Consider the following 26738-nt stretch of genomic DNA (forward strand, 5'->3'; position numbering starts at 1 on the left):
AATCAGAGTCACAGGATGACACACGAACGCTTTTTATCTTTCGGCTTTTCAGGCTGATCTGAACTTGCGGTTTCAGGTTTAACTTTAATCGGGTGCCCGACTGCAGCCATAATATCCGGATCCGATTTCAGTCTGTCACTGAGACATTTGTAAATGTCGGCTTTTTCGTAACTGCGGATTTTCCCTGAGAGCAGCGGCAGGACAAAGTCCTTGTCATTTTTAAGGGACTCAGTTGCATAGATCAGGACCTTAGGGTTTTCTGCAATGAGGACTCTCAAGAGGGATTCGTTGTTTTTTGCCGTCTGCCCGGCATATTTTATGGAATTAAAATTATGTCGGGTAGCTGCCATAACCACATCAGGGGCATTTTTGAGATCGGTACTGGCAAAAGCAAGCGCAACACAGGTAACATCACTAATGGCAAGCATTACCAGCGGTTTATGCTTTTTGAGACGATCGCTGGCATATTTTAATAACCGCCCTTGCGATCCTATTGCAGACTTGGCTATTTCGAAATCATCCCTGAATGCGTCGGAGACATAACGGAATAACATAGGGTTTTGTTCTATCAGGAAAAGCACCAGTTCCCTATCGAGATCTAAATTAAAGTCCTCACGCAAGAGTGTAAAAGCAAGATCTGGGTGGAAGTCTTCAATGACCATATGGGTCAGCAGTTCCTTTGTTATTCTTGCCGCATCATCGGGTTTGAGCTGTTTGCTGGCATCGGCTAACATTTGGCGAAGTTCTGAACTTCTGTACCAGGCCCGAAATGCCTCAAGAGTTTCATGAGTTTTTTTGGCCATTTCATGTAACAACTTGCATTCGTCGTCCAGATAATCAACGAACGCATAGTTTTTGTAACATTGGAGCAGGTCGCGGCTTTCGAATACATCCACTATCAGGCAATGTTTGAATATCCAGTTATTTACAGAGTCACTCAGCCCGGTTTGAGACTTTTTAACCAGCGTTTCAAAATTCCATTCGTCAAGATTTTTACCGCGATTAAATTTGTTAATTGACATATCCAGGTCGGTCAGTCCTCTCAGAATAGTCACTAAATTCACAAAGCCCTCTTGTAATGATTTTTTTGAATCAACCTGTGTGTATTCTATGGTCATTTTCCATGCATTTTTATTGAAACTGATTGCCATTGGCAGTGAATGACTATCAATTGATGCGCAGCGCAGTGTCTGGACCAAAAACCAGAAACGCTTCAATTTACCCTGTAAGTGTGTGTTTTCCTGGTCTTCAGAAAATCTATCAGAGATGTCGAGGCGGAGTGTACGGCCCCTGCCTCCTTCGGCCTCTTCCAGCATGCTTATCGTGCAGACGTGCACTCCGAGTTTCGCACTGACAAAAGCGGCATCCACCATATTAAGCATGCGTAGACTTGCTATGGGAAGTTTGTTCGCTACCGACATGCAATTGTCGTTTAATAGTCCCAAAGCGCCCTGAGGGAGTATATTAATCAGCACTCTGGCGTTTGTAATTTTGGTGATTTGTCCCTGCCCTGATGCTTCTGCCACCGAGTCGAGTGCAAGAACGAATTGCTGATGAAGCCAGTAAACCAGGTCGTGGGCAGAACTAATATTGAGTATAAATGTGGGCCGGGTCAGTTTTTGCAATGTATCTTGCAAGGTCTGGCAATCGCTTAGCCACTGTCTGAAATTCGCGGGCTGGTCGGGTAATTCCAGCTCGGTGGTCAGTGGCAAGACCACCTTTAAGCGCAGCTTATCAATGGCATCTTTCAGGCTTTTGCAGTGTTTTTCAAGGAGATGGATTTCCACGGTAAAGGGTTTGACTTTGGATGGTGCAGTATTTGATTCAGATGCTGTGGCCAGACCTAAAAAGTGCTGATAACCAGAGACAAACAGGTCTAAATCCTTCTGTAGTTGCTGAATCTCAAGGTCAAGTTGTTGTAATAGTTTCGATCGGTTTGCTGACATGCTGACTGCCTTACTTCGGCCCGGGCCAAGGCAGCGACTTGTTATACGGTCAGGGTGAAAATAGTCAAGCAACCGGTTATTCTGGCGATTCAGCCAGGCAAAACCGTCGTCGACACGGGTGAAGTCGGGTGGTTCCGCAGGACTGGTTGCGGCTGAGCTGATGATATCCTGACCGGAAGTGGTGCTCTTGGCCTGCCAATAGGCAGACTGGTCGCCTGACAGCAAACAGGCGCCGGGGCTGCCGGCAAAACTGCCTGCCACCAGTGTTACCTGTTCTCCGCTGCTCTGTTTTAATGCCTCAGAATACTGAGAACCAGCCAACAGACAGGGTACACCCGCCTGACGCAGGGTAATGGCAACATGATCGTTGGTTCCCCCCTGTTTGAACACACAGCCGCCCAGACGTTTTAAAATATCGGGCGCAAGCATCCAGTCACTGGCGTGATTGGCAAACAGAATGGCACCGGGTGGAATCTGTTCCGCATTGACCGGTTCGGTGACCATCAGGGCGACACCACTGCAACAACCTTCGCTGACCATGGTTCCTTTAGCCAGTGGCAGGGTTGGCACAGGTGCAGAGAAACGGGTACTGCCCGGCAGCTCGGTCACTGGTCGACTTTGGAACACGTGGAGTTGCAGATCGCTATCCACGCCGAACTCAGCATCGATCGGGCAACAGAACATATCTTCCAGCTTTTCTATGTTTTTCTGCAGCTCTTGCAATATCTCGTCAGAGAGCATGATGTCTTTTGCATCGGTGGTTGCCGTGTTGCTGCGTTCGATATAACCCGCTTCACCGGTCTCTTCATCGGTGATTTTTTCCAGGACAAACTGTGTCGTAATATCACCCGGGGTAAATTGCCGATCTGGTTGACTGTTTTCGTCGTCACTGCGCTTGATCGAATAACGATGGGGGCGGATACCTGTGGTTCCGGAGACCGCCCCCCGGGGTTGACCCAGTGCATATTCCACCTCAATGGTATTGTCCTTTAGTGTTGAGTGGCTGATCACTGCGCCCCCCAGCAGGCAATGAATGCACTGCTGCAGGATCAGCGCCATGCGCTTTACCTGTCCTTTTGGACAGACTTCAGGCCGATAGGCGGATGACAGGACTTGCAGGCAGGTTCTCAGGATATCGCCGCCACCATGAACCCGGGAATCATAGCGACCGGCCTGGGCGTTGCCGAAGCAGTCTTCATCAACGCCGGAACTGCGAACGATGCAGGCTTCGCTGGCTTGTTGCCGAAGCATGAAGTAGCAATGACGAATATCCCGGGCAGCACTGATATTTTCTACCTGTTGATAGAAATCCTCACTGGCAATAAATTCGGATAACCCCTTGAGCCATTTTGATTGTTGCTGATGCGGTAGTTCGGTAATGATCGTGCGTAATTGTTCCAGGCTGAATGATGCCTGACCCCGCGTGTCAATATCTGGCAAAAAAGGCAACAGGCATTTTGCGGGAAAAGACTGTTGCTCCAGCCTGGCGATCAGGGTTGTGTCAACCACAGTGAAGGGTGGAACCGGGATCCCGGCCTGCTGCATACGCTGCAGAAACAGCCCCTTGCCGCCCACGAAGGCCCGGGATTGCCTGTCATCGGTGGCTGGCAAGGTGGCAGGTTGCAAGTTATGGCTGGCAGACCCGCAGTTATCCGTATTCGGAAGTTTGATATCACGATCAGGTAGTTGAGGACAAGAGAGAACGGTTTTATCTGAATCATCCGTCATGTGCCCCACGCAAGGAGGCGAGTCTTGCCCGGCAGAAATAACAGAATGAGCGAATGCCCGTCCGATGCAGCGGTCTGCTGCACTGGCAGATTCGGGCAAAGTAAAGCCCGTCGTTGTTGGTTGAGTCTTTTCCATGACTGTGATCTCCTTAATCCCTCTTACCTTTGACCGGTGCTTTTGAAAAAAGTTTCAACTACCCGTCAGTCCGGATCCAGGCGGCAGGAACTTTTTGGATATAAAAAAGTCAGAAAGCATCAATACCGGTTTTAAATGAACCTTAATGTCAACACCATCATCCCGATGAAGGCAGTTATTTTATCGTCAGGCTCCTGGCGGCAATACGAGTGAGGTAATTCTAATCCGGACATCACAATGACTTTCCAATGTCTCTAAGGAATATTGAAATGGATTCATTACCAAAAACAAGAAATTTACTCTCGACAGTATCGTTTACCAACTCTGAGAGTTGTTCTGCGCAGTCTGGCAAAAAATCAAACACTTCACATAGTCTGTCCCGGTGTAGCAAAGAACAGCTAAGACAGGAATTGCGGGCAGCTCTGAAGGCAGGCACTTTCGGTGCTCGACAGATTGAGGTGCGCGACTCGGAATCATGTTATACAAGATTCGAAAGAGAGTCGGTTTATCTTGACCATAACGACGAGCTTCCAAAAGCACCAAGACCTGTCAACCTGATTATCGAAGACGTGCCCTCGATGTTAGTAAGACCGAACGATGTCATAGTCGGCATTCTAAAACCCGATACGCTCGCTGCTTATAAAGATCATGCCGGTACATTTTCTTTAGAGGAAAATACGTTAAAACCAGATGAACTGCTTACTAAATGCCAACCTGACCACAGTTCACTGCGATTGAAAAAGCTCGAGCAAGCTGACCGGCTCTGTAGTGTCTATAGAGAGTCTACGTCAGGTGAACTGCGTCCAAATGGCACATTCAAACCGCCCGAATTCAGGGAAAAAGATAATAAAAAGTTAAGACAGCCTGCAGAATGGCTCACGACCGGGTATACAAAATCACAAATCAAGTGTTTTTTGACTGTAAAAGAGAACATTGCCAAAGGTATTAGCGATCATTTGCAGGATAAACACCAATTAGAAGAGGCTTTTGGCATAGACCCATTGCCCTGGCTGGTTTATTCCCGGCAAGGTGGTTCTGCAGAAGTTTATTTTGAGGATGAACTCCACTGTGATCATCTGTTGACGCTTAATGAAGCCAGGCTTGGTGATTTTGCGATATCCCATAACATTTCTGAAGAGATCCTGAAGAGGTTATTGAATCTTCTGCCAATGTCGTTAAAAGCAGAAATTCTGAATCAACAGCATCTGCCAACGGTGCAGTTTCGAGCTCAGGACATTATAAAACTGGTAACGAATCCGGATTGCTTCACTCGTGAACGCTTACGGGAGTTAATAGACCAGGGTTTCCCTGTTCAAAAAAAAGTACTTTACCGGGGAGAATACCAAACAATATTTGATTTATTGATCAAGTCAGCAACCGTATCCTGGCGGAACGATAAGCTTTACAGAATGACGGGTAATGACGAATTCCAGTGCCAGAGCTGGGCAGATTATCAGGAAGATATCATTATCCAATTATCCACTGATCTGGCCAGATGTGGAGTGCCTGTTACTGAGAAAACCACCAGTAGACTTTTAGAGGAATTTTATTCAAAAAGACTTTTCTGCCATTTGAAGGCATTGGGAGTATCCTACCAGGGTGCAGACTTATGGACTTTAATGATTGATCTCGACTCTATCACCGATCCGGCTGTGATGCTGGAGTTTCATCAACGTTGCCAGAGACTCAGTTCAGCACAACTGCAGGAAGCGTTTCACCTTGTCCTTCGAGGACCTTTTGAGGGACATCATCCCTGTAAACAACTTAAGAATTATTTACTGGCGTTGTTTCATTTTGGCAAGCCCAATGAGCAAACATTAAGCGCCATCAGAAAAAAAATAGCAGACACCAGCGCTATCGGCATTAAAAAAGCCCTGGGAACGTTAAGCACAGATGATTATATCCACTGGGTTAAAGCACTCTGGGAATGGCGAGATCAAGAGTCCTTTTACCGGCAATGGCCAGAAAAAGTCAAAACAGAGCAGCAACAAATAGTCAAACTGCAAAAGTCCCTCGGCCTCACCGACTGTCGATCTGTCCAATCCGCCTCCCTGACGCAACCAGAGGCGTTGCAATTTCTCGTCGACGCCTTCAGCGTACCACCGGTTTTGTCCAATGCCAGGGATAACGAGGAGACCATTCTGAAAATACTGCAGCATTATTACCGACGTCCCGGACCGGAGCGAGTCATCCAATGCCTTGGCAGTGACACATTGCCCGGGGTATGGAAGCCTGATCACAACTGCAGTCATGTATTGCGGGCCCGGAACAATCTGATGTGGTATATCGAGTTGCTGGAGAAATTCGATCTGATGCATTTCTCTGAACCTGAAAAGAACCTGTTGTCATTGGCAATCATCTATCATGATGCCGCTGCAGAAGATGTCCCTAAAGAGGATGAAGAAGGCAAGGCGGCTTTCTATTTCAAGCGGGATCTGAAGGGGCAGTACCCACAACATCAGCTGGATGATATTGCCGAAGCACTGGCCCGCAAGGAAGATGACGTAGAGGGTAAGAGTGACCAGAATATTTCCACACGGGTTCGCGGTTATCTGCATGTACTGCGCTTTGCTGACCGCATGGACTTTATCCGATTCACCGGGGTTGATGCCTCGTTCCCGGGGTTCTTGACAGGACGACAGAAGTTCTGGCAGTTTGACCCATCGCGCCTGGATCTGCCGTCGCAACTGACCCGGAATTTCAGCCTTGATCCTGCCCTGAAACCGGACTTGCAACAGCAACTGGAAGCCGCCATGCACGGTGCTGTTGATCTGCTACAGGTCACTGGCAGTGATCATGAAGACCTCCGGACGCTTTCTTATGTTCAAACTTTCCGGCTCCAGCCTGACAGGACCGCTATCACCGATAAATTTGAACAGACGCCCCTGCCTCTGCAGAACATGGAAAAATACCTGGATGATAACGTCCGGCGCTATATTGCCAGCTGTGCAGGTATTAACACCTGTTCCAGCCCTGACCATAGAGAGTGCAAAACGGACCAGCAAAAGGGGATTACCCGTGGCATCCACAACAGTTTCCATGATCTCAGACAAGTCAGAGTGCCTGAAAGAATGACCCGTCTGGAAAAAATGCAATGTCGCCACGGTTTCAGATTGCTGAGCACTGAAACACAAGAGGCCATCGTTCAGGAGGTGCAACGACTGCAATCCGAAGGGATACTCATGAGCCTTGGCACATTAACCCAGAAAACCCTGAAATCACTTCTGGCGAAAGAATCGCTTGAGCAAAGAGGATTTGCGGTGGTTAAGGAGAAGCGCTTCAGGGGATATGACGAGAAAGGTAAGGTAAATCGGCAGGAAATGCTGGTGCCCGTGAAGGTTCCGCCTGATCCTGATGAAGCGAACAAGCTACAAGGCTGGCTGGAATAGATACAGCCAGCCCTCATAAAGAGACGAGGCAAAATCGCAACAAACTGACACCTTGCAGGCAGGTTTGAATGCGGACTGTTTAGAAATGATAAATGATTAATGGAATTATTTTGTAGTGGCACTGTCTAAAGCCGCAGGGATTAAAGAAATCAGCTTAATTCCGTTGTCAGATTACTTGATACTACAAATATGCGCTGAATATTTTGTGAAATATATGATCACAAGTGTCGGTAAAACTTATTCTCTGTGAGGGTAAAGTAATTTGAACGATTTATAATTTAAAAACAGAAGTAACTTATTATGAATGTAAACACTCAAACACCCAGTCATCAAACAATTGACCGAGGTACACAAACGGATTCAAGCACGGATTCAAATGTTGGCAAGTTTCTGCGGCTGACCGTAAAAAAATCTTTCTACGAAAACTTCCTCTGGGATGCCCGTGATTGGACATGTCATAATCCTGCTGAAATACGGTTTGGTCCGGGCTTACAAATGAGGAAAGTCGGTATTTCTACCGGTATCGCTTGCGGTTTGGCTGCCGGGCACCTATTGTCACTTGGCCCTCTGGGGGTTGTGGGTGCTGTGGTAACCGGGTTCATTCTTGGCGGGCAAGCAGGTTTTCAGGCCGAGGCAGCCTTTATTAAAGAATGTCAGCGATTAGGAGATCTTCAAAGAGCAGTTAGAATTCAGGCAGAGCGAGACGCAAACCAGCGTCGTTCAGGCATCCCCCGGGATCAAGACAGAACGAATGCTCCACCCTCATATGATGAATCTGAGCATTACGAGCGCCTTCGCCAAAGTGAAGTAATTTCATCGGATTAATCAGCGTTTCAAGATACTATTTGTCAGTATTTTTACTGAGATTAAATGGGTTGATTGACAGATCCATGGAGGTCAGACCTGACAGAATGGTCACCCATTCCACTACATCCTTTCAGCTGCAGACTGAATATCCGGATCAGATTTCAGTTCGTCGCTAAGGTATACGTAGATTTGGGGAACGCGTGAGAGCAGAGACAAGACAAAATCCTTGTCATTTTTAAGGGAATCAGCGACATAGAACATGGCTAAAGGATTTTCCTCAATGATTGTCTTCAACAGGACTTTATTGTTTTTTGCTGTCTGTCCGGCATAGTAAAAGGCAGGAAAATAGCTTCTGGTAGCCAACAAAACCACTTGCGGGTCATTCCTGAGGTCTGTGCTGGCATATTTGAGTGCATCCGCATAATTATTGACGGCAAGCTTAACCAGCGACTTGTCATTTCTGAGACGTTCGCTGGCATAAGCTAACAAATCTCCTTGCTGTTCTATGGCAGATTTCGCTATGTCAGTATCATCTTTAAACAGGTCGGCGATCAAACCGAATATTTCCGGGCTTTGCTGAACCAGCGAAAGCACCAGATCCCTGTCATGATCTAAATCAAAGTCCTCTCGCAGCAGTTCAATGCAGGCTTCTCGCCCTTGCCACTCGCTTGCAATGGCCATGCTACATAGCAGTTCTTTTATTATTCTTGCAGCATCATTCGGCTCAAGGTGTTTGGTATCAGCATTAAATATTTGGCGAAGTTCTGAATTTCTATTCGGATCTTCAGTTGCCTCAATAAAATGACAAGCTTTACTGGCCATATCAAAAAACAGCTTGTATTCGCTATCCAGATAATCAAGGAAAGTATATTCATGATCCCAATAATCTGCCTCCCTGTCATTGATTGCATCCAATACCAGGCAATGTTTGAACGTCCAGTTATTTAAAGGTTCGTCCAGCCCGTTTTGACACCTTTTAACCAGCGTTTCAAAATACCATTTGTCGTTATTTTTACTGAAATTAAATTGGTTGATTGATATATCCATGGAGGTGAGCCCGGACAGAATGTTCACCAATTCCACAAAGGCCTTCTGTAATGCTGGTGTGGAATCAAACCGGGTATACTCTATGGTCATTTTTCCCGCGCTTTGATTGAAGCTGATCGCCATTGGCCGTGAACTTTTATCTAATGATGCGCAACGCAGTGTCTGGACCAAAAACCAGAAACGCTTCAATTTACCCTGTAAGTGCTCGTTTTTCTTGTCTTGGGAAAAATCATCTGAGATGTTGAGGCGGAGTGTTCGGCCCTTGCCTCCCTCGGCCTGTTCCAGCATGGTTATGGTACAGATGTGCACTCCCAGAGTTGCATTAACAAAGGCGGCATCCACCATATTCAGCACGCTTAGTTCAAATAAACTAGGCTTGCCCAGTACCGAGATGCAATTGTCGTCTAATAGTCCGGAAACTCCCCGGGGGAGTATCTCAACCAGCGTTTTGTCTTCTTCAACTTCGGTAATTTTTCCCTGGCCGGATGCGCCAGCCACCGGCGCGAGAGCGTTGACAAATTGCTGATGAAGCCAGTAGATCAGGTCGTGGACAGTACAGATTTCGCATTCATAACTGGGCTGGTTCAGTTTTTGCAATGTATCCAGCAAGGTCTGGCAGTCTCTCAGCCATTGTCCGAAATCCGTCCGCCGGGAGGGCAATTCTTCATTGCCAGCCAGCGGCGTGACCACTTCTGTGTAAAGGTCATCAATGGCATCCTCCAGGTCTATCAATTGTGTTTCAAGGTACGGGAGTTCATCGGTAAAGGGCTGGATTTTGGAGGGTATAGCAACCGCTTCAGACCCGACGGCCAGATCTAAATAACGCCGATAACCGGATAAAAATTGTTGCAGATCGCCCTGCAGAAGATGAATCTCCCTGCCAAGTTGTGACAACAGATCCGATCGGTTTGCTGACATGCTGATTGCCTTGCTTCGTCCTGGTCCAAGGCAATGGCTTAGTAACCGGTCAGCGCGAAAGTAGTCCAGCAACCGGTCATTCTGGCGATTCAGCCAGCCAAAACCTTCATCGACTCTGGTGAACTCGGGTGGTTCTACAGGAATGGTTGCGGGTAAGCCGATGATATCCTGACCGGAACTGGTGCTATTGGCCTGCCAGAAGGCAGACTGGTCGCCGGTCAGCAAACAGGCTCCGGGGCTGCCGGCAAAACTGCCTGCCACCAGTGTTACCTGTTGTCCGCTGCTCTGTCTTAATGCCTGAGAATACTGACAACCAGCCAACAGACAGGGTATACCCGCCTGACGCAGGGTGATGGCAACATGATCGTTGGTTCCCCCTTGTTTGAACACACAGCCGCCCAGACGTTTTAAAATATCGGGTGCCAGCATCCAGTCACTGGCGTGATTGGCAAAAAGAAGGGTTCCGGACGGGATCTGTTCTGCGTTGACCGGTTCGTTGACCGCCAGGGCCAAACCACTGCAGCAACCTTCACTGACCATGATTCCTTCAGCCATCGACACGGCTGGTGCTGGTGCAGAGAAACGGGTACTGCCCGGCAGCTGGGTCACTGGCCGACACTGGAACAGGTACAATTGCCCTAACATAGACACGCCGAACTCAATATCCACCGGGCAACAGAACATATCTTCCAGCTGTTCTGTGTATTCCTGCAGTTTTTGCAATATCTTGTCAGAAAGCCTGATGTCTTTTGCATCGGTGGTTGCCGTGGTGCTCTGTTCGATATAACCCGTTTCATCGGTCTCTTCGTCGGTGATTTTTTCCAGAACAAACTGTGTGGTAACGTCTCCAGCGGTAAATTGCCGATCCGGTTGACTGTTTTCGTCATCATTGCGCCTGATCCTGAAGCGATGAGGGCAGATGCCTGTATGTCCGGAGACCGCCCCCCGGGGTTGACCCGGAGCAAATTCCACCTGAATGGTATCGTCCTGTAAGGTTGAGTGGCTGATCACTACACCCCCCAGCTGGCAATGGATGCACTGCTGCAGAACCAGCGCCATGGGCTTTACCTGTCCGTTTGGACAGACTTCAGGCCGGTAGGCGGACGACAGGACTTGCAGACAGGTTTTCAGAATATCGCCGCCACCATGAACCCGGGAATCATAGCGACCGGCCTGGGCATTGCCGAAACGGTCTTCATCGACACCGGAACTGCGAACGATGCACGCTTCGCTGGCTTGTTGCTGAAGCATGAAGTAGCGATGACGAATATCCTCGGCAGCACTGATATTTTTGACCTGTTGATAGAAAGCCTCACTGGCAATAAATCCGGATAACCCCTTAAGCCATTCTGATTGTTGTTGATGGGGGAGTTCGCTAACGAACGCGCACAATTGTTCCAGGCTGAATGATTCCTGGCCTCGCATGTCAATATCTGGCAAAAAGGGCAACAGGCATTTTGCGGGGAAAGGCTGTTGCTCCAGCCTGGCGACCAGGGTTGTGTCAACCACAGTAAAGGGTGGAACCGGGATCCTGGCCTGCTGCATACGGTGCAGAAACAGTCCCTTGCCGCCCAAAAAAGCCCGGGTTTGCCTGTCATCGGTGACTGACAAGGTGTCAAGCTGCAAGTCATGGCTGGCAGGTCTGTGGTTATCCGTATTCGGAAGTTTGATATCACGAGCAGGTAGTTGAGGACAAGAGAGAAGTATTTTGTCTGAATTAACCGTCCTGTGCCCCATGCCAGAAGGAGAGTCTTGCCTGGCAGAAATAACAGAACGAGCGAATGCAGATGCTCTGTTGCAGTCTGGCTTACGGGCAGGTTTCAGTGAAGTTAAGCCTGGTGTTGTTGGTTGAGCCTTTTCCATGACTGTGATCTCTATAATTCTTCTCACATCTGACCGGTGTTTTTGAAAAAAGTTTCAACTAATCGTCAGTCCGGGTTTAAGCTGCAGGAACTTTTTTGATGTAAAAAAGTCAGAAACTATAGTGCCGTTTTTAAAAGAACCTTAATACCAACACCATCATCCCGATGAAGTCAGGTATTCATCGTCAGCAGTGACTCACCAGCGGCTCAGGAATGACGTCGGGTTTATCTCTATGTTTAACGCTTCCTTGCTTCAGGAACATCAGGGCGGCAATACGAGTGGGGTAATTCTAATCCGGACATCACAATGATTTTGCAATTACTCCAGGGGTTATTGATATGGATTCATTACCAAAAACAAGAAATTCACACTCGACAGTATCGTTTACAAACCCTGAGAGTTGTTCGGCGCAATCTGGCAAAAATTCAAACACTGCACACTGCCTGTCCCCGGGTAGCAGAGAGCAGCTAAGACAGGAATTGCACGCAGCTCTGAAGGCCGGCACTTTGGGTGCACGGCAGATTGGGGTGTGCGACTCGGAATCATGTTATACAAGATTCGAAAAAGAGTCGGTTTATCATGACCATAATGACGAGCATCCAAAAGCACCAAGACCCGTCAACCTGATTATCGAAGATGTGCCTTCTTTATTACCCCAAACGAAAGATGTCACAGTTGGCATTCTAAAACCCGATACGCTCGCTGCTTATAAAAATCATGCTTGTACAGCTCATTTACAGCTCAGGGGTTTAAAGCCGGATGAACTTTCTACTAAATGCCTCCCTGACCACAGCTCACTGAGATTGAAAAAGCTCGAGCAAGCTGACCGGCTCTGTAGTGTATACAGAAAGTCTACGTCAGGTGAACTGCGACCGAACGGCACATTCAAAGCGCCCGAATTCAGGGAAAAAGATAATGAAAAGTTAAGAAACCCTGCAGAATGGCTAACCACCGGCTATACAAAATCACACATCAAGTGTTTTTTCACTATAAAAGAGAACATTGCCAAAAGTATTACCGATCATTTGCAGGATAAACACCAATTAGAGGAGGCTTTAGGCATAGACCCATTGCCCTGGCTGGTTTTTTCCAGGCAAGGTGGTTCTGCAGAGGTTTATTTTGAGGATGAACTCCCCAGTGATCATCTGTTAAAGCTTAATGAAGCCAGGCTTAGAAATTTTGCGATATCCCACAACATTTCTGAAGAGATCCTGATGATGTTATTGAATCTTCTGCCATTGCCGTTAAAAGCAGAAATTCTGAATCAACAGCATCTGCCAACACAGCGGCATCCGGTTCAGGTTGAGGATATTATGAAACTGGTAACGAACCCGGATTCCTCCACTCATCAACGCTTACGGAAATTAATAGACCAGGGTTTCCCTGTACAAAAGAAAGTATTTTACGAAGGAGAATACCAAACACTATTTGATGTATTGATCGAATCAGCAGGCGAATTATGTCTTTACGACCATCTTCACAGAGAGACAGAAGCTGACGAAGACCAGTGTATGAGCTGGACAGCTAAACAGGAAGAAATTTTTGTCCAATTAGCCACTGATCTGGCCAGATGCGGAGTGTCTGTTAATGAGCAAACCGCCAACAACATTCTAAAGGATTTTTATTCAGTAAGATTTTGCCGCCATCTGAAGGCATTGGGATTATCCTACAAGGGTATTGATTTACGGTCTATGATACTTTGCCACCCATCTTGCAATCATCCGGCTGTGATGCTGGAGTTTCATCAGCGTTGTCTGAGACTCAGTTCAGCACAACTGCAGGAAGCGTTTTACCTTGTCCTTCAACGACCTTTTGAGGGACATCATCCCTTTAACCAACTTAGGAATTATTTGTTAGCACTGTTTCATTTTGGCAAGCCCAATGAGCAAACATTAAGCGCCGTGAGAAAAGAAATAGCTGACACCGGCCCTAAAGGCATCAAAGAATCCTTGGGAAAGCTGAGTGCAGATGACTATATCATCTGGATTAAAGCACTCTGGAAATACCGAGATAAACAGCCCTTTTACCAGCAATGGCCAGAAAAAGTCAAAGCAGAGCAACAACAAATAGTCGAACTGCAAAAGTCCCTCGGCCTCAGCGACTGTCGATCTGCCCAACCTGCCTCCCTGACGCAACCAGAGGCGTTGCAATTTCTCGTTGACGCCTTCAGCGTTCCACCGGTTTTGCCCAATGCCAGGGATAACGAAGAGACCATTCTGAGAATACTGCAGCATTATTACCGTCGCCCCGGTCCTGAGCGAGTCATCCAATGCCTTGGCAGTGACACATTGCCCGGGGTATGGAAGCCCGATCACAACTGCAGTCATGTATTGCGGGCCCGGAACAATCTGTTGTGGTACATCGAATTGCTGGAGAAATCCGATCTGATGCGTTTCTCTGAATCTGAAAAGAACCTGTTGTCGTTGGCGATCATCTATCATGATGCTGCTGCAGAAGATGTCCCCAAAGAGGATGAAGAAGACAAGGCGGCTTTCTATTTCAAGAGGGATCTGAAGGGGCAGTACCCACAACATCAGCTGAATGATATTGCCGAAGCACTGGCCCGCAAGGAAGACGACCTACAGGGTAAGAGCGACCAGAATCTGTCCACACAGGTTCGCGGTTATCTGCATGTATTGCGCTTTGCCGACCGCATGGACTTTATCCGATTCAGCGGGGTTGATGCCTCGTTCCCGGGACTCTTCAAAGACCGACAAAAGCCCAGACAGTTTGACCCATCGCGTCTGGATCTGCCGTCGCAACTGACCCGGAATTTCACCCATGGTCCTGCCCTGAAACCGGACTTGCAACAGCAACTGGAAGCCGCCATGCACGGTGCTGCTGATCTGCTACAAGTCACTGGCAGTGATAGCAAAGACCTGCGGACGGTTCCCTATGTTCAAACTTTCCAGCTCCAGCCAGACAGGACCGCTATCACCGATAAATTTGAACACACGCCCCTGCCTCTGCAGAACATGGAAAAATACCTGGATGATAATGTCCGGCGCTATATTGCCAGCCGTGCAGGCATTAACACCTGTACCAGCCCTGACCATACAGAGTGCAAGACTGACCAGAAAAAGGGGATTACCCGTGGCATCCACAACAGTTTCCATGATCTCAGACAAGTCAGAGTACCTGAAAGAATGACCCGCCTGGAAAAGATGCAATGTCGCCATGGCTTCAGATTACTGAGCACTGAAACACAAGAGGCCATCGTTCAGGAGGTGCAACGACTGCAATCCAAAGGGATACTCATGAGCCTCGGCACATTAACCCAGGAAACCCTGAAATCACCCCTGGCGAAAAGAGCGCTTGAGAAAAGAGGATTTGCGGTGGTTAATGAGAAACGTTTCAGGGGATATGACAAGAAAGGTAAGGTAAAGCTGCAGGAAATGCTGGTGCCCGTGAAGGTTGTTCCTGATCGTGATGTTAGTGTTTTGCCGTATAAGGAATGAAGCGAAGACGCAACAAGGCTGGCTGGAATAGGCACAGCCAGCCTCATAAGTTGTGCCTATTGCTCTATTGCCTGAATCAAGCGTCCTGGTTCCGGGCTGCAGCCTGAATATCCGGATCAGATTTCAGTCTCTCGCCAAGGTATTCGTAAATGCGGACATCCCTTGAGAGCAGTGGCAGAACAAAGTCCTTGTCGTTTTTAAGGGACTCAGGAGCAAAGTCCATGACCTTGGGGTTTTCTTCAATGAGTATTCTCAAGAGGGTTTTATTGTTTTTTACTGTCTGCCCGGCATAGTGAAAGGCATCAAAATGCCTTCTGGTAGCCGCCATAACCACATCAGGGTCATTTTTGAGATCCTTACCGGCATACTTTAGTGCACAGCCATCACTTTTAATGGCAAGCATTACCAGCGCTCTATCCTTTTTGAAACGAGCGCTGGCATATTTTAATGACAGCCCTTGCTGTCCTATTGCAGATTTGGCTATTTCAATATCATCCTTGAATTTGTCGGAGATATATCTGAATATATCCGGGTTTTGTTGCACCAGGAAAAGCACCAGATTCCTGTCGTGATCTATATCAAAGTTCTCACGCAAGAGTAAAATAAAAATCTTTGGAAAGTGGGTTTCAATGGCCATGTGAGCTAGCAGTTCTTTTGTTATTCTTGCAGCGTAATTCGGCTGAAGGTGTTCGGTAGCAGCGGTCAGGATTTGACGAAGATCTGAACTTCTATCCGGGCCTTGAGTTGTGTTGAGAAAATCATCAACTTGTTGGACCATTTCATGGAAGAACCTGTATTCGCCGTCTAGAAAATCAAGGAACGCAAAGTCATAGTAATATGAGGGTATATTCCGGCTTTTGATGACATCCAATACCAGGCAATGTTTGAATATCCAGCTATTCAGGTCGTCGTTCAACCCGTTTTGGCACTTTTTAACCAGTGTTTCAAAACACCACTTATCAGTATTATCTCCGCGATTAAAATTGTTGATTGATATATCCATTGAGGGCAGTCCTCTCAGGACAGTGATCAATTTCACAAAGCCATTCTGTAACGCTAAGGTGGTATCAACCTGGGTGTATTCTATGATCATTTTCCCCGCGTTTTGATTGAAACTGATCGCCATTGGTCGTGAACTTTTATCAATTGATGCACAACGTAGTGTCTGGACCAAAAGCCAGAAACGTTTCAATTTGCCCTGTAGGTGTTTTTTTTCCTCGTCTTGGGAAAAACGATCAGAGATGTCGAGCCGAAGTGTACGGCCCTTACCTCCCTCAGCCTGTTCCAGCATTGCTATGGTGCAGATGTGCACTCCGAGGGTTGCATTAATAAAAGCGGCATCTACCATATTAAGCATGCGTAGCTTTACTACGCCAAGTTTTCTCAGTACAAAAAGGCAATTGTCGTTTAATAGTCCGGGAACTCCTTGGGGGAGTACGTCAATCAGTGTTCTATTTTCTGTGATTTTGGTGATTTGTCCCTGCCCTGATGCTGCTGCCACCGGGGCGAGAGCGCTAACAAATCGCTGATGAAGCCAGTAAATCAGGTCGTGGGCAGATTGGATATCGGTCACTTCTTTGGGCTGGTTCAGTTTTTGCAATTTATCCAGCAAGGCCTGGCAATCTCTCAGCCACTGTCTGAAATTCGCAGACTGGTCCGGTACTTCCTGGTCGGTGGTCAGCGGTATGACCACTTTTGAGCGCAGGTTAGCAATGGCATCTTTCAGACAATTGCTTTGTGTTTCAAGGGATGGGAGTTCCTCGGTAAAGGGTTGGACTTCGGCTGCTATTGCATTCGATTCAGACGCTGTGGCCAGCGTTAAAAAGTTTTGATAACCGGATACAAACCGTTGTAAATCCTCTTGTAGCTGCTGAATCTCGATGCCAAGCTGTTTTAATAGTTTCGATCGGTTTGCTGACATGCTGACGGCCTTACTTCGCCCCGGGCCAAGGCAGAAGCCTGCTAACCGGTCAGGGTGAAAATAGTCCAGTAACCGGGTATTTTGGCGATTCAGCCAGTCAAAACCTTCGTCGACTCGGTTGAAGTTCGGTGGCTCAGCAGCACCAGTTGCGGGTGAGCTGATGATATCCTGTCTGGAACTGGTGCTATGGGCCTGCCAGAAGGCAGACTGGTCGCCGTTTAGCAAACAGGCTCCGGGGCTGCCGGCAAAACTCCCTGCCACCAGTGTTACCTGTTGTCCGCTGCTCTGTCTTAACGCCTCAGAATACTGAGAACCAGCCAACAGACAGGGTATACCCGCCTGGCGCAGGGTGATCGCAACATGATCGTTGGTTCCCCCCTGTTTGAAGACGCAGCCGCCCAGACGTTTTAAAATATCGGGTGCCAGCATCCAGTCACTGGCGTGATTGGCAAACAGAAGGGTTCCGGGCGGAATCTGTTCTGCCTTGACCGGTTCGGTGACCGCCATGGCTACACCACTGCAGCAACCTTCGCTGACCATGATTCCTTCAGCCAGTGGCAGGGTTGGCACAGGTGCAGAGAAACGGGTACTGCCTGGCAGCTGGGTCACTGGTCGGCACTGGAACACATAGAGTTGCTGATCGCCATCCACGCCGAACTCAATATCGACCGGGCAACAGAACATATCTTCCAGCTGTTCTGTGTATTGCTGCAGTTTTTGCAATATCTCGTCAGAGAGCATGATGTCTTTTGCATCCGGGGATGCCGTCGTGCTTTGTTCGATATAACCTGCTTCGCCGGTCTCTTCACTGGTGATTTTTTCCAGAACGAACTGTGTGGTAACGTCTCCAGCGGTAAATTGCCGATCCGGTTGACTGTTTTCGTCATGACTGCGCCTGATCGTATAGCGATGAGGGTGGATACCTGTATTTCCGGAGACCGCCCCCCGGGGTTGACCCGGTGCAAATTCCACCTGAATGGTATCGTCCTGCAACGTTGAGTGGCTTATCACTACGCCCCCCAGCTGGCAATGAATGCACTCCTGCATGACCAGCGCCATGGGTTTTACCTGTCCGTTTGGACAGACTTCAGGTCGGTAGGCGGAGGACAGGACTTGCAGGCAGGTTTTCAGGATATCGCCGCCACCATGAACCCGGGAATCATAGCGACCGGCCTGGGCGTTGCCGAAGCGGTCTTCATCGACGCCGGAACTACGGACGATACAGGCTTCCCCGGCTTGTTGCCGGAGCCTGAAGAAGCAATGGCGAATATCCTGGGCAGCACTTATATTTTCGACCTGTTGATAGAAACCCTCACTGGCAATAAATTCGGATAACCCCTTGAGCCATTCTGATTGTTGCGGATGGGGGAGTTCGGTAACGATCGTGCGCAATTGTTCCAGACTGAATGATTCCTGGCCCCGCGAGTCAATATCTGGCAAAAAGGGCAACAGGCATTTTGCGGGGAAAGACTGTTGCTCGAGCCTGGTGATCAGGGTTGTTTCAACCACAGTGAAGGGTGGAACCGGGATCCTGGCCTGCTGCATACGCTGCAGAAACAATCCTTTGCCGCCTAAAGAGGATCGGATTTGCTCGTCTGTGATGAGAGTAGAAATGTCAGGTGGCAAGTCATGGCTGGCAGGCTTGCTATTTTTCGTAACCGGATGTTCGACACCACGAGCGGGTAGCGGAGTAAAAGACGGGAAAGCTTTACCTGGATAAACCTTCATTAACTGCAGCTGCTTGCGAGAACGGCTCTCTTGATCGTAAGGAGTGACAGAACGGTTGAGTGCGTACGCTGCCTGATCACCCGATAACCGGGCCGATTTGTCCTCAGCCGGACCTGATTTTGTGGGTTGAATACTCTCCATAGCCTTGATTTCCTGGATTTCCTTGATTTCTTTGAAATAAGACCCTTACTTTTGAAAAAAGTTTCAATAAATGAACACCAGACCTCTTCTTGCACAGAGCTAACAGAATGAGAGGTGTTTCTTGAGGGGTGTAGCGAAATCTTCGGGACAACATCGGGTACCGGGCATCTTTTTCTGCACCCCATCCGTTCACAAAAGCGCACTCAGAAGGTGAAAGTCAGAGTCAGAGGATTACACACGAAGAGCCCTAGTCTGTCGGCTTTTCAGGCTGATCTGAGCTCGTGGTTTCAGGTTCAACTATATTCCTTTGACTGGCTGCGGCCAGAATATCCGGATCAGATTTCAGACTCTTGCTGAAATATTTATAGATGCAAGGCTGTTGTGAGAGCAGTGGAAGAATAAATTCCTTGTCATTTTTAAGGGAATCATCAATGCATGCGAAGGCTAAGGGTTGCTCCTTAATGATAATTCTCAACAAGGCTTTATCGTTTCTTGCTTTCTCCCCGGCATCAAGAAGGGGAGACGCAATCTTTTTCACGGCCAACAGAATCACCTCGTGGTCATTCCTGAGCTCGCTGCTGGCATACTTGATTGCATGACCATCTTTATTGACGGCAATCTTTACCAGCATTCTATCATTTCTGAGACGGTCACTGGCATATTTTAAAAAATCTGGATTTTGTTCTATTGCAGTTTTAGCGATGTCAACATCATCCTTCAATTTGTCATCGAGAGATGCAAATATCTTTGGATTTTGCTTAACCAGCAGAAGCACCAGACCTCTATCCTTATCCAAATCAAAGTCCTCACGCAAGAGTTTAATAGCAACATCATCTATGCGCCGCCAATCATCCAGACTAGCCATACAAAATAACAGTTCTTTTATAATTCCTGGTGCAGCCTTCGGCTCAAGGTGGCTGGTAGCAGTGGTCATGATTTGGCGAAGTTCCGTATGGTTATTCGAGTCCTCAGTTGTCTGAAGCCAGTCTTGGACTTCTTTGGCCATTTCATAAAAGAGCCTGTATTCACTTTCCAGATAATCAAGGAGCGAAACACGAGGTCCGTAGTGGTCTAGACGATCTTCGAAGTCATCATCCCTGCCCCCTGAGATTGAATCCAATAGCACGTATTCTTTGAAATCCGTCTTATTTCTTATGATTGCATCCAATACCAGGCATTGTTTGTATGTTGACTTATTTAAGGGGTCGTCCAGTCCGTTTTGGCACCTTTTAACCAGTGTTTCAAAATCCCACTGATCAGTAGCACCCTGATAAGAATTGCTGAGTGACATATCCATGTCGCGCAGTGCTGACAGAATAACCAACAATTTCACAGAGGCCTCCTGTAATGCTGATGTGGAATCAACCTGATTGCACTCTATGGTTATTTTACCCGTGCTTTGATTGAAGCGGATCGCCATTGGCCGTGAACTTTCATCAATCGATGCACAACGGAGTGTCTGGACCAAAAACCAGAAACGCTTCAATTTACCCTGTAGGTGCATGTTTCTCTGGTCTTGGGAAAAATCGTCCGAGATGTCGAGGCGGAGTGTACGGCCCTTGCCTCCCTCGGCCTGTTCCAGCATGGTTATGGTGCAGACGTGTACTCCCAAGGATATAGTGGCAAAAGCAGCACCCGCCATGTTAAGCACACTTAGCTTCAATCCGGGAATATCCTCCAGTAACGAGATGCAATGGTGGTTTAATAGTCCGTAAGCGCCTGGGGGGCGCATATCAATCAGCGATCTCTTTTTAGCAAATTTGGTAATTTCTCCCTGTCCTGATGCTTTAGCCACCGGGGCAAGAGCTTTAACAAATCGCTTATGAAGCCAGTAAATAAGGTCATGGGCAGAATGGATAGCTGTCACTTCCCTGGGCTGGGTCAGTGTTTGCAATTTATCCCGCAAGGTCTCGCAATCCTTCAGCCATTGTCTGAAATTCGCAGGCTGGCTGGATACTTTCAGGCCAGTGGTCAGCGGTATGACTACTTTTGAACACAGGTTATCAATGGCATCTTTCAGGCTCTTGCATTGTTTTTCAAGGAGCTGGATTTCATTGCAAAAGGTTCGCACTTTAATGTGTGCTTTATCGGATTGAGACACTTTGGCCAGATCTAAAAAGTGCGTATAACCGGATACAAACAGTTGCAAATCATCCTGCAACAGCTGAATCTCCATGCCAAGCTGTTGCAACAGATCCGATCGGTTTGCTGACATGCTCACGGCCTTGCTCCGCCTCGGACCAAGGCAGTGACTGAGTATTCGGTCAGGGAGAAAATAATCCAGCAAGCGGTTATTTTGGCGATTCAGCCAGCCAAAACCTTCGTCGACCCGGGTGAAGTCCGGGGGTTCTGCAGCACCTGTTGCAGGTGAGCTGACGGTCTCCTGTCCGGAATGGGTACTATTGGCCTCCCAGAAGGCAGACTGGTCGCCTGTCAGCAAACAGGCTCCGGGGCTGCCGGAAAAACTGCCTGCCACCAGTGTGACCTGTTGCCCGCTGGCTGCCTCAGAATATTGAGAACCAGCCACCAGACAGGGTATACCCGCCTGACGCAGGGTGATGGCAATATGATCGTTGGTTCCTCCCTGTTTGAACACGCAGCCGCCCAGACGTTTTAAAATATCCGGTGCCAGCATCCAGTCACAGCCGTGATTGGCAAGCAGAATGCTACCGGGCGGAATCTGTTCCGCGCTGACCGGCTCGTTGACCACCAGGGCCAGGCCACTGCAGTAACCTTCACTGACCAGGGTTCCTTCAGCCAGGGGCAGGGAGGGAGCGGCTGCACGGAAACGGGTACTGCCCGGCAGCTGGGTCACTGGTCGGCACTGGAAGACGAAGACATTCCCCTGGTGATCGACACCGAACTCCACATCCACCGGGCAATAGAACATATTTTCCAGCTGTTCTATATGTTTCTGGACTTGTTGCAATATCTTGTCAGTAAGCCTGATGTCTTTTGCATCGCTGGTTGTCGCAATGCACTCTTCAACATAACCCTCTCCACCGGTGATTTTTTTCAGAACAAACTGGCTGCTAACGTCTCCCGGGGTAAATTGCCGATCCGGTTGGCTGTTTTCGTCATCACTGCGCCTGATCGTATAGCGATGAGGGCGGATGCCTGCATTTCCGGAGACGGCCCCCCGTGGTTGCCCCTGTGCAAATTCCAGCTCCATGGCATCGTCTTCCAACGTTGAGTGGCTGATCACTACACCCCCCAGCCGACAATGGATGCACTGCTGCAGGACCAGCGCCATGGGTTTTACCTGCCCGTTCGGGCAGACCTCAGGCCGGTAGGCGGATGACAGGACTTGCAAGCAGGTTTTCAGGATATCGCCGCCACCATGAACCCGGGAATCATAGCGACCGGCTTGGGCATTGCCGAAGCGGTCTTCATCGACGCCGGAACTTCGGACGATGCAGGCTTCGCTGGCTTGTTGCCGGAGTAGGGTGTAGCGATGGTGAATCTCCCTGGCAGCAGTGGTTTTTTCGACCTGTTGATAGAAGTCCTCACTGGCAATAAATCCGGATAAACCCTTGAGCCATTCTGATTGTTGCTGATGAGGGAGTTCGGTAATGATCGTGCGCAATTGTTCCAGGCTGAATGATTCCTGGCTCTGCGTGTCTATATCTGGCAAAAAGGGCAACAGGCATTCTCTGGGGAAAGGTTGTTGTTCCAGCCTGGCGACCAGAGCAGTGTCAACCACAGTGAAGGGTGGAACCGGGATACCGGCCTGCTGCATATGGTTCAGAAACAGACCCTTGCCGCCCACAAAGGCCCGGTCATTGTTGGGTTGCAAGCTGGACAAGTCATGGCTGGCAGGCCTGTGGTTATCCGTATTCGGAAGTTTGATATCACGAGCAGGTAGTTGAGGACAAGAGAGGACAGTTTTGTCTGAATTATCCTTCATGCAGGGTGGGAAATCTTGCTTGGCAGAAATAACAGAACGAGCGAATGCAGATGCAGATGCTTTTTCGCATTTTGGCGAACAGGCAGATGTGGGTAATGCTAAGCCCGATGTTGTTAGCTGAGTGTTTTCCATGACTGTGATCTCCATAATCCTTTCTATATTTGACTGGTGTTTTTGAAAAAAGTTTCAACTATCCGTCAGTCTTATCCTCAACAGGGCTTCAATGTTTTTTGCTAACGACCTGGCATAGTCAAAGGAATAAATATTTCTTCTGGTAGCTGACAGAATCACATCATTGTCATTTTTGAGATCTTTACTGGCAGAGTGGAGAGCACAATCAATGATTATTGACGGCAAGCGATACCAGCGATGTATTGTTTCTGAGACGTTCGCTGGCAAAGGCTAATAAATCAGTTTCCTGTTCTATGGCCGTTTTAGCTATGTCAATATCATCCTTGAATAGGTCGGCGACATTTTTAAATATCCAAGGGTTTTGCCGAACCAGCAAAAGCACCAGATCCTTGTCATGATCTAAATCAAAGTCCTCACGCAGGAGTTCAATGCAAGCGTCCTGCAATGGCGAGCCGCTTGCAATAGCCATGGAAAGTAACAGTTCTTTTATTATTCTTGCGGCATCATTCGGCTCAAGGTCTTTGGTATCAGCATTAAATATTTGGCGAAGTTCTGAATTTGTGTTCGGATCTTCAGTTGCCTCAATACAATGACAAGCTTTATTGGCCATATCAAAAAACAGCTTGTATTCGCTATCCAGATAATCGAGGAAAGTATATTCATGATGCCAATAAGCAGCATCTCTGTCATTAATTGCATCCAATACCAGGCAATGTTTGAACGTCCGGTTATTTACTGGTTCGTCCAGCCCGTTTTGACACCTTTTAATCAGCGTTTCAAAATACCATTTGTCAGTATTTTTACTGAAATTAGATTGGTTGATTGATATATCCATGGAGGTGAGCCCGGACAGAATGTTCACCAATTTCACAAAGGCTTTCTGTAATGCTTGTGTGGAATTAACCTGGGTATACTCTATGATCATTTTCCCCGCGCTTTGATTGAAACTGATCGCCATTGGCCGTGAACTGCTATCAATCGATGCGCAACGGAGCGTCTGGACCAAAAACCAGAAACGCTTCAATTTACCTTGTAAGTGCTTGTTTTTCTCGTCTTGGGAAAATTTGTCCGAGATGTCAAGGCGGAGTGTTCGGCCCTTGCCTCCCTCAGCCTCTTCCAGCATGGTTATGGTGCAGACGTGCACTCCGAGGGTTGCATTAACAAAAGCGGCATCCACCATATTTAGCATGTCTAGCTCTACTACAAAAAGTTTGCTCAGTACTGAGATGCAATCGTCGTTTAATAGTCCGGGAACTCCCTGGGGGAGTATATCAATCAGCGTTCCATATAATGTAATATCGGTAATTTGTCCCTGACCGGATGCTTTAGCCACCGGGGCAAGAGCACTGACAAATCGCCGATGAAGCCAATAGATCAGGTCGTGGGCAGAATGGATATCGCACGATCTTCCGGGCTGGTTCAGTTTTTGCAATTTATCCAGCAAGGTCTGGCAATCTCTCAGCCATTGTCTGAAATTCGTCCGTCGTGTGGGTAATTCTCCTCTGCTGGCCAGCGGCGTGACCACTTCTGTGTACAGGTCACCAATAGCATCCTTCAGGTAGCGCCATTGTTTTTTAAGGAACGGGAGTTCATCGATAAAGTAACTGACTATCGAGCCCGCTGTAGACCCAATGGCCAGATCTAAAAAACGCTTATAACCGGTTATAAATCGTTGCAAATCGTCCTGCAGAAAATGAATCTCCATGCCAAGTTGTAGTAACAGGTCCGATCGGTTTGCTGACATACTGATCGCCTTGCTTCGCCCTGGTCCAAGGCAATGGCTTAGTAACCGATCAGTGCGAAAGTAGTCCAGCAACCGGTTATTCTGGCGATTCAGCCAGGCAAAACCTTCGTCGACTCTGGTGAAGTCGGGCGGTTCTACAGGAGTGGTTGCGGGTAAGCCTATGATATCCTGGCCGGAAGTGATGCTGTTGGCCTGCCAGAAGGCAGACTGGTCGCCGGACAGCAAAAAGGCTCCGGGGCTGCCGGCAAAACTGCCTGCCACCAGTGTTACCTGTTGTCCGCTGCTCTGTCTTAATGCCTCAGAATACTGACAACCAGCCAACAGACAGGGTACACCCGCCTGACGCAGGGTGATGGCAACATGATCGTTGGTTCCCCCCTGTTTGAACACGCAGCCGCCCAGACGTTTTAAAATATCGGGTGCCAGCATCCAGTCACTGGCGTGATTGGCAAACAGAAGGGTTCCGGGTGGAATCTGTTCCGCGCTGAGCGGTTCGGTGACTTCCATGGCCACACTACTACAGCAACCTTCACTCACCATGATTCCTTCAGCCATTGGCAGGGCCGGTGCTGGTGCAGAGAAACGGGTACTGCCCGGCAGCTGGGTCACTGGTCGGCACTGGAACACGTGGAGTTGTTGATCGCCATCCACGCCGAACTCAATATCGACCGGGCAACAGAACATATTTTCCAGCTTTTTTATGTATTTCTGCAGCTGTTGCAATATCTCGTCAGAAAGCATCATGTCTTTTGCATCCGAGGTTGCCGAGGTGCTCTGCTCGATATAACCCGCTTCACCGGGGATTTTTTCCAGTACAAACTGTGTGGTAACTTCTCCAGCGGTAAATTGCCGATCTGGTTGACTGTTTTCGTTATCACTGCGCCTGATCCTGTAGCGATGAGGGCGGATGCCTGTATTCCCGGAGACCACCCCCCGGGGTTGACCCGGAGCAAATTCCACCTGAATGGTATCGTCCTGTAAGGTTGAGTGGCTGATCACTACCCCCCCCAGCTGACAATGAATGCACTGTTGCAGGATCAGCGCCATGGGTTTTACCTGCCCGTTCGGGCAGACTTCAGGCCGGTAGGCGGACGACAAGACTTGCAGGCAGGTTTGCAGGATATCGCCGCCGCCATGAACCCGGGAATCATAGCGACCGGCCTGGGCATTGCCGAAGCGGTCTTCATCGACGCCGGAACTGCGAACGATGCAGGCTTCGCTGGCTTGTTGCCGGAGCATAAAGAAGCAATGGCGAATGTCCTGGGCAACACTGATATTTTTGATCTGTCGATAGAAATCCTCACTGGCAATAAATTCGGATAACCCCTTGAGCCATTCTGATTGTTGCTGATGGGGGAGTTCGGTAACGATCGTGCGCAGTTGTTCCAGGCTGAATGATTCCTGGCTCCGGGTGTCAATATCTGGCAAAAAGGGCAACAGGCATTTTGCGGGGAAAGTCTGTTGCTCCAGCCTGGCGATCAGGGTTGTGTCAACCACAGTAAAGGGTGGAACCGGGATTCTGGCCTGCTGCATACGCTGCAGAAACAGCCCCTTGCCGCCCATAAAGGCCCGGGTTTGCCTGTCATTGCTGGCAGGCAAGGTGACAGGCAAGGTGGCAGGCTGCAAGTCATAGCTGACGGGCCTGCGGTTATCCGTATTCGGAAGTTTGATATCACGGGCAGTTAGTTCAGGACAAGAGAGATGAGTTTTGTCTGAATTATCCTTCATGCAAGGAGAGGAGTCTTGTCTGGCAGAAATAACAGAACGAGCGAATGCAGATGCTCTGTCGCAGTTTGGCTTTCGGGCAGGTTTGAGTGATGTAAAGCCCGATGTTGTTAGCTGAGTGTTTTCCATGACTGTGATCTCTATGATCC

The 26738-nt window shown here is 48.4% G+C and carries 9 protein-coding genes; 3 read left to right on the forward strand and 6 right to left on the reverse strand.

The features are described 5' to 3' along the window. Nucleotides 1-8: 8 nt before the first annotated feature. Nucleotides 9-3809 carry a DUF4116 domain-containing protein gene (locus tag ACOMHB_RS12325; protein ID WP_448216832.1) on the reverse strand — a complete coding sequence of 1267 codons (3801 nt, stop codon included), beginning with the start codon at nt 3807-3809 and terminating at the stop codon, nt 9-11. Nucleotides 3810-4078: 269 nt separating this feature from the next. Between ACOMHB_RS12325 and ACOMHB_RS12330 the strand changes: the two genes are divergently transcribed. Both ACOMHB_RS12330 and ACOMHB_RS12335 read left to right on the forward strand, forming a co-directional pair. Continuing rightward, on the forward strand, nt 4079-7198 hold the full coding sequence (locus ACOMHB_RS12330) for a hypothetical protein (protein WP_448216833.1): 3120 nt from the start codon (nt 4079-4081) through the stop codon (nt 7196-7198). Nucleotides 7199-7498: 300 nt separating this feature from the next. Further along, complete coding sequence (locus ACOMHB_RS12335) at nt 7499-8023, forward strand: hypothetical protein (RefSeq protein ID WP_448216834.1); 525 nt, start codon at nt 7499-7501, stop codon at nt 8021-8023. A 102-nt stretch (nt 8024-8125) separates the two neighbouring features. Here ACOMHB_RS12335 and ACOMHB_RS12340 read toward each other — a convergent pair whose 3' ends face one another. Further along, on the reverse strand, nt 8126-11833 hold the full coding sequence (locus ACOMHB_RS12340; protein ID WP_448216835.1) for a DUF4116 domain-containing protein: 3708 nt from the start codon (nt 11831-11833) through the stop codon (nt 8126-8128). Nucleotides 11834-12171: 338 nt separating this feature from the next. Here ACOMHB_RS12340 and ACOMHB_RS12345 point away from each other — a divergent pair, with 338 nt between their 5' ends. After that, nucleotides 12172-15291, forward strand: a complete 3120-nt coding sequence (locus tag ACOMHB_RS12345; protein WP_448216836.1) for a hypothetical protein — start codon at nt 12172-12174, stop codon at nt 15289-15291. A 76-nt stretch (nt 15292-15367) separates the two neighbouring features. On the opposite strand, the gene ACOMHB_RS12350 is transcribed toward ACOMHB_RS12345, so the two are convergent. The 4 genes from ACOMHB_RS12350 to ACOMHB_RS12365 all read right to left on the reverse strand — a co-directional run bounded on the left by ACOMHB_RS12350 (nt 15368) and on the right by ACOMHB_RS12365 (nt 26718). Then, complete coding sequence (locus ACOMHB_RS12350; RefSeq protein ID WP_448216837.1) at nt 15368-19081, reverse strand: DUF4116 domain-containing protein; 3714 nt, start codon at nt 19079-19081, stop codon at nt 15368-15370. A gap of 247 nt (nt 19082-19328) precedes the next feature. Beyond that, complete coding sequence (locus ACOMHB_RS12355) at nt 19329-22988, reverse strand: DUF4116 domain-containing protein (RefSeq protein WP_448216838.1); 3660 nt, start codon at nt 22986-22988, stop codon at nt 19329-19331. Nucleotides 22989-23174: 186 nt separating this feature from the next. Continuing rightward, entirely contained in the window at nt 23175-23387 is a 213-nt protein-coding gene (locus ACOMHB_RS12360) for a DUF4116 domain-containing protein (RefSeq protein WP_448216839.1), read from the reverse strand. Then, a complete protein-coding gene (locus tag ACOMHB_RS12365) occupies nt 23326-26718 on the reverse strand; it encodes a PEP/pyruvate-binding domain-containing protein (RefSeq protein ID WP_448216840.1) in 3393 nt (1130 codons plus the stop codon). Before ACOMHB_RS12365 ends, ACOMHB_RS12360 begins: the two co-directional genes overlap by 62 nt. Nucleotides 26719-26738 lie beyond the last annotated feature (20 nt).

Source organism: Endozoicomonas sp. 2B-B, from assembly GCF_053470045.1.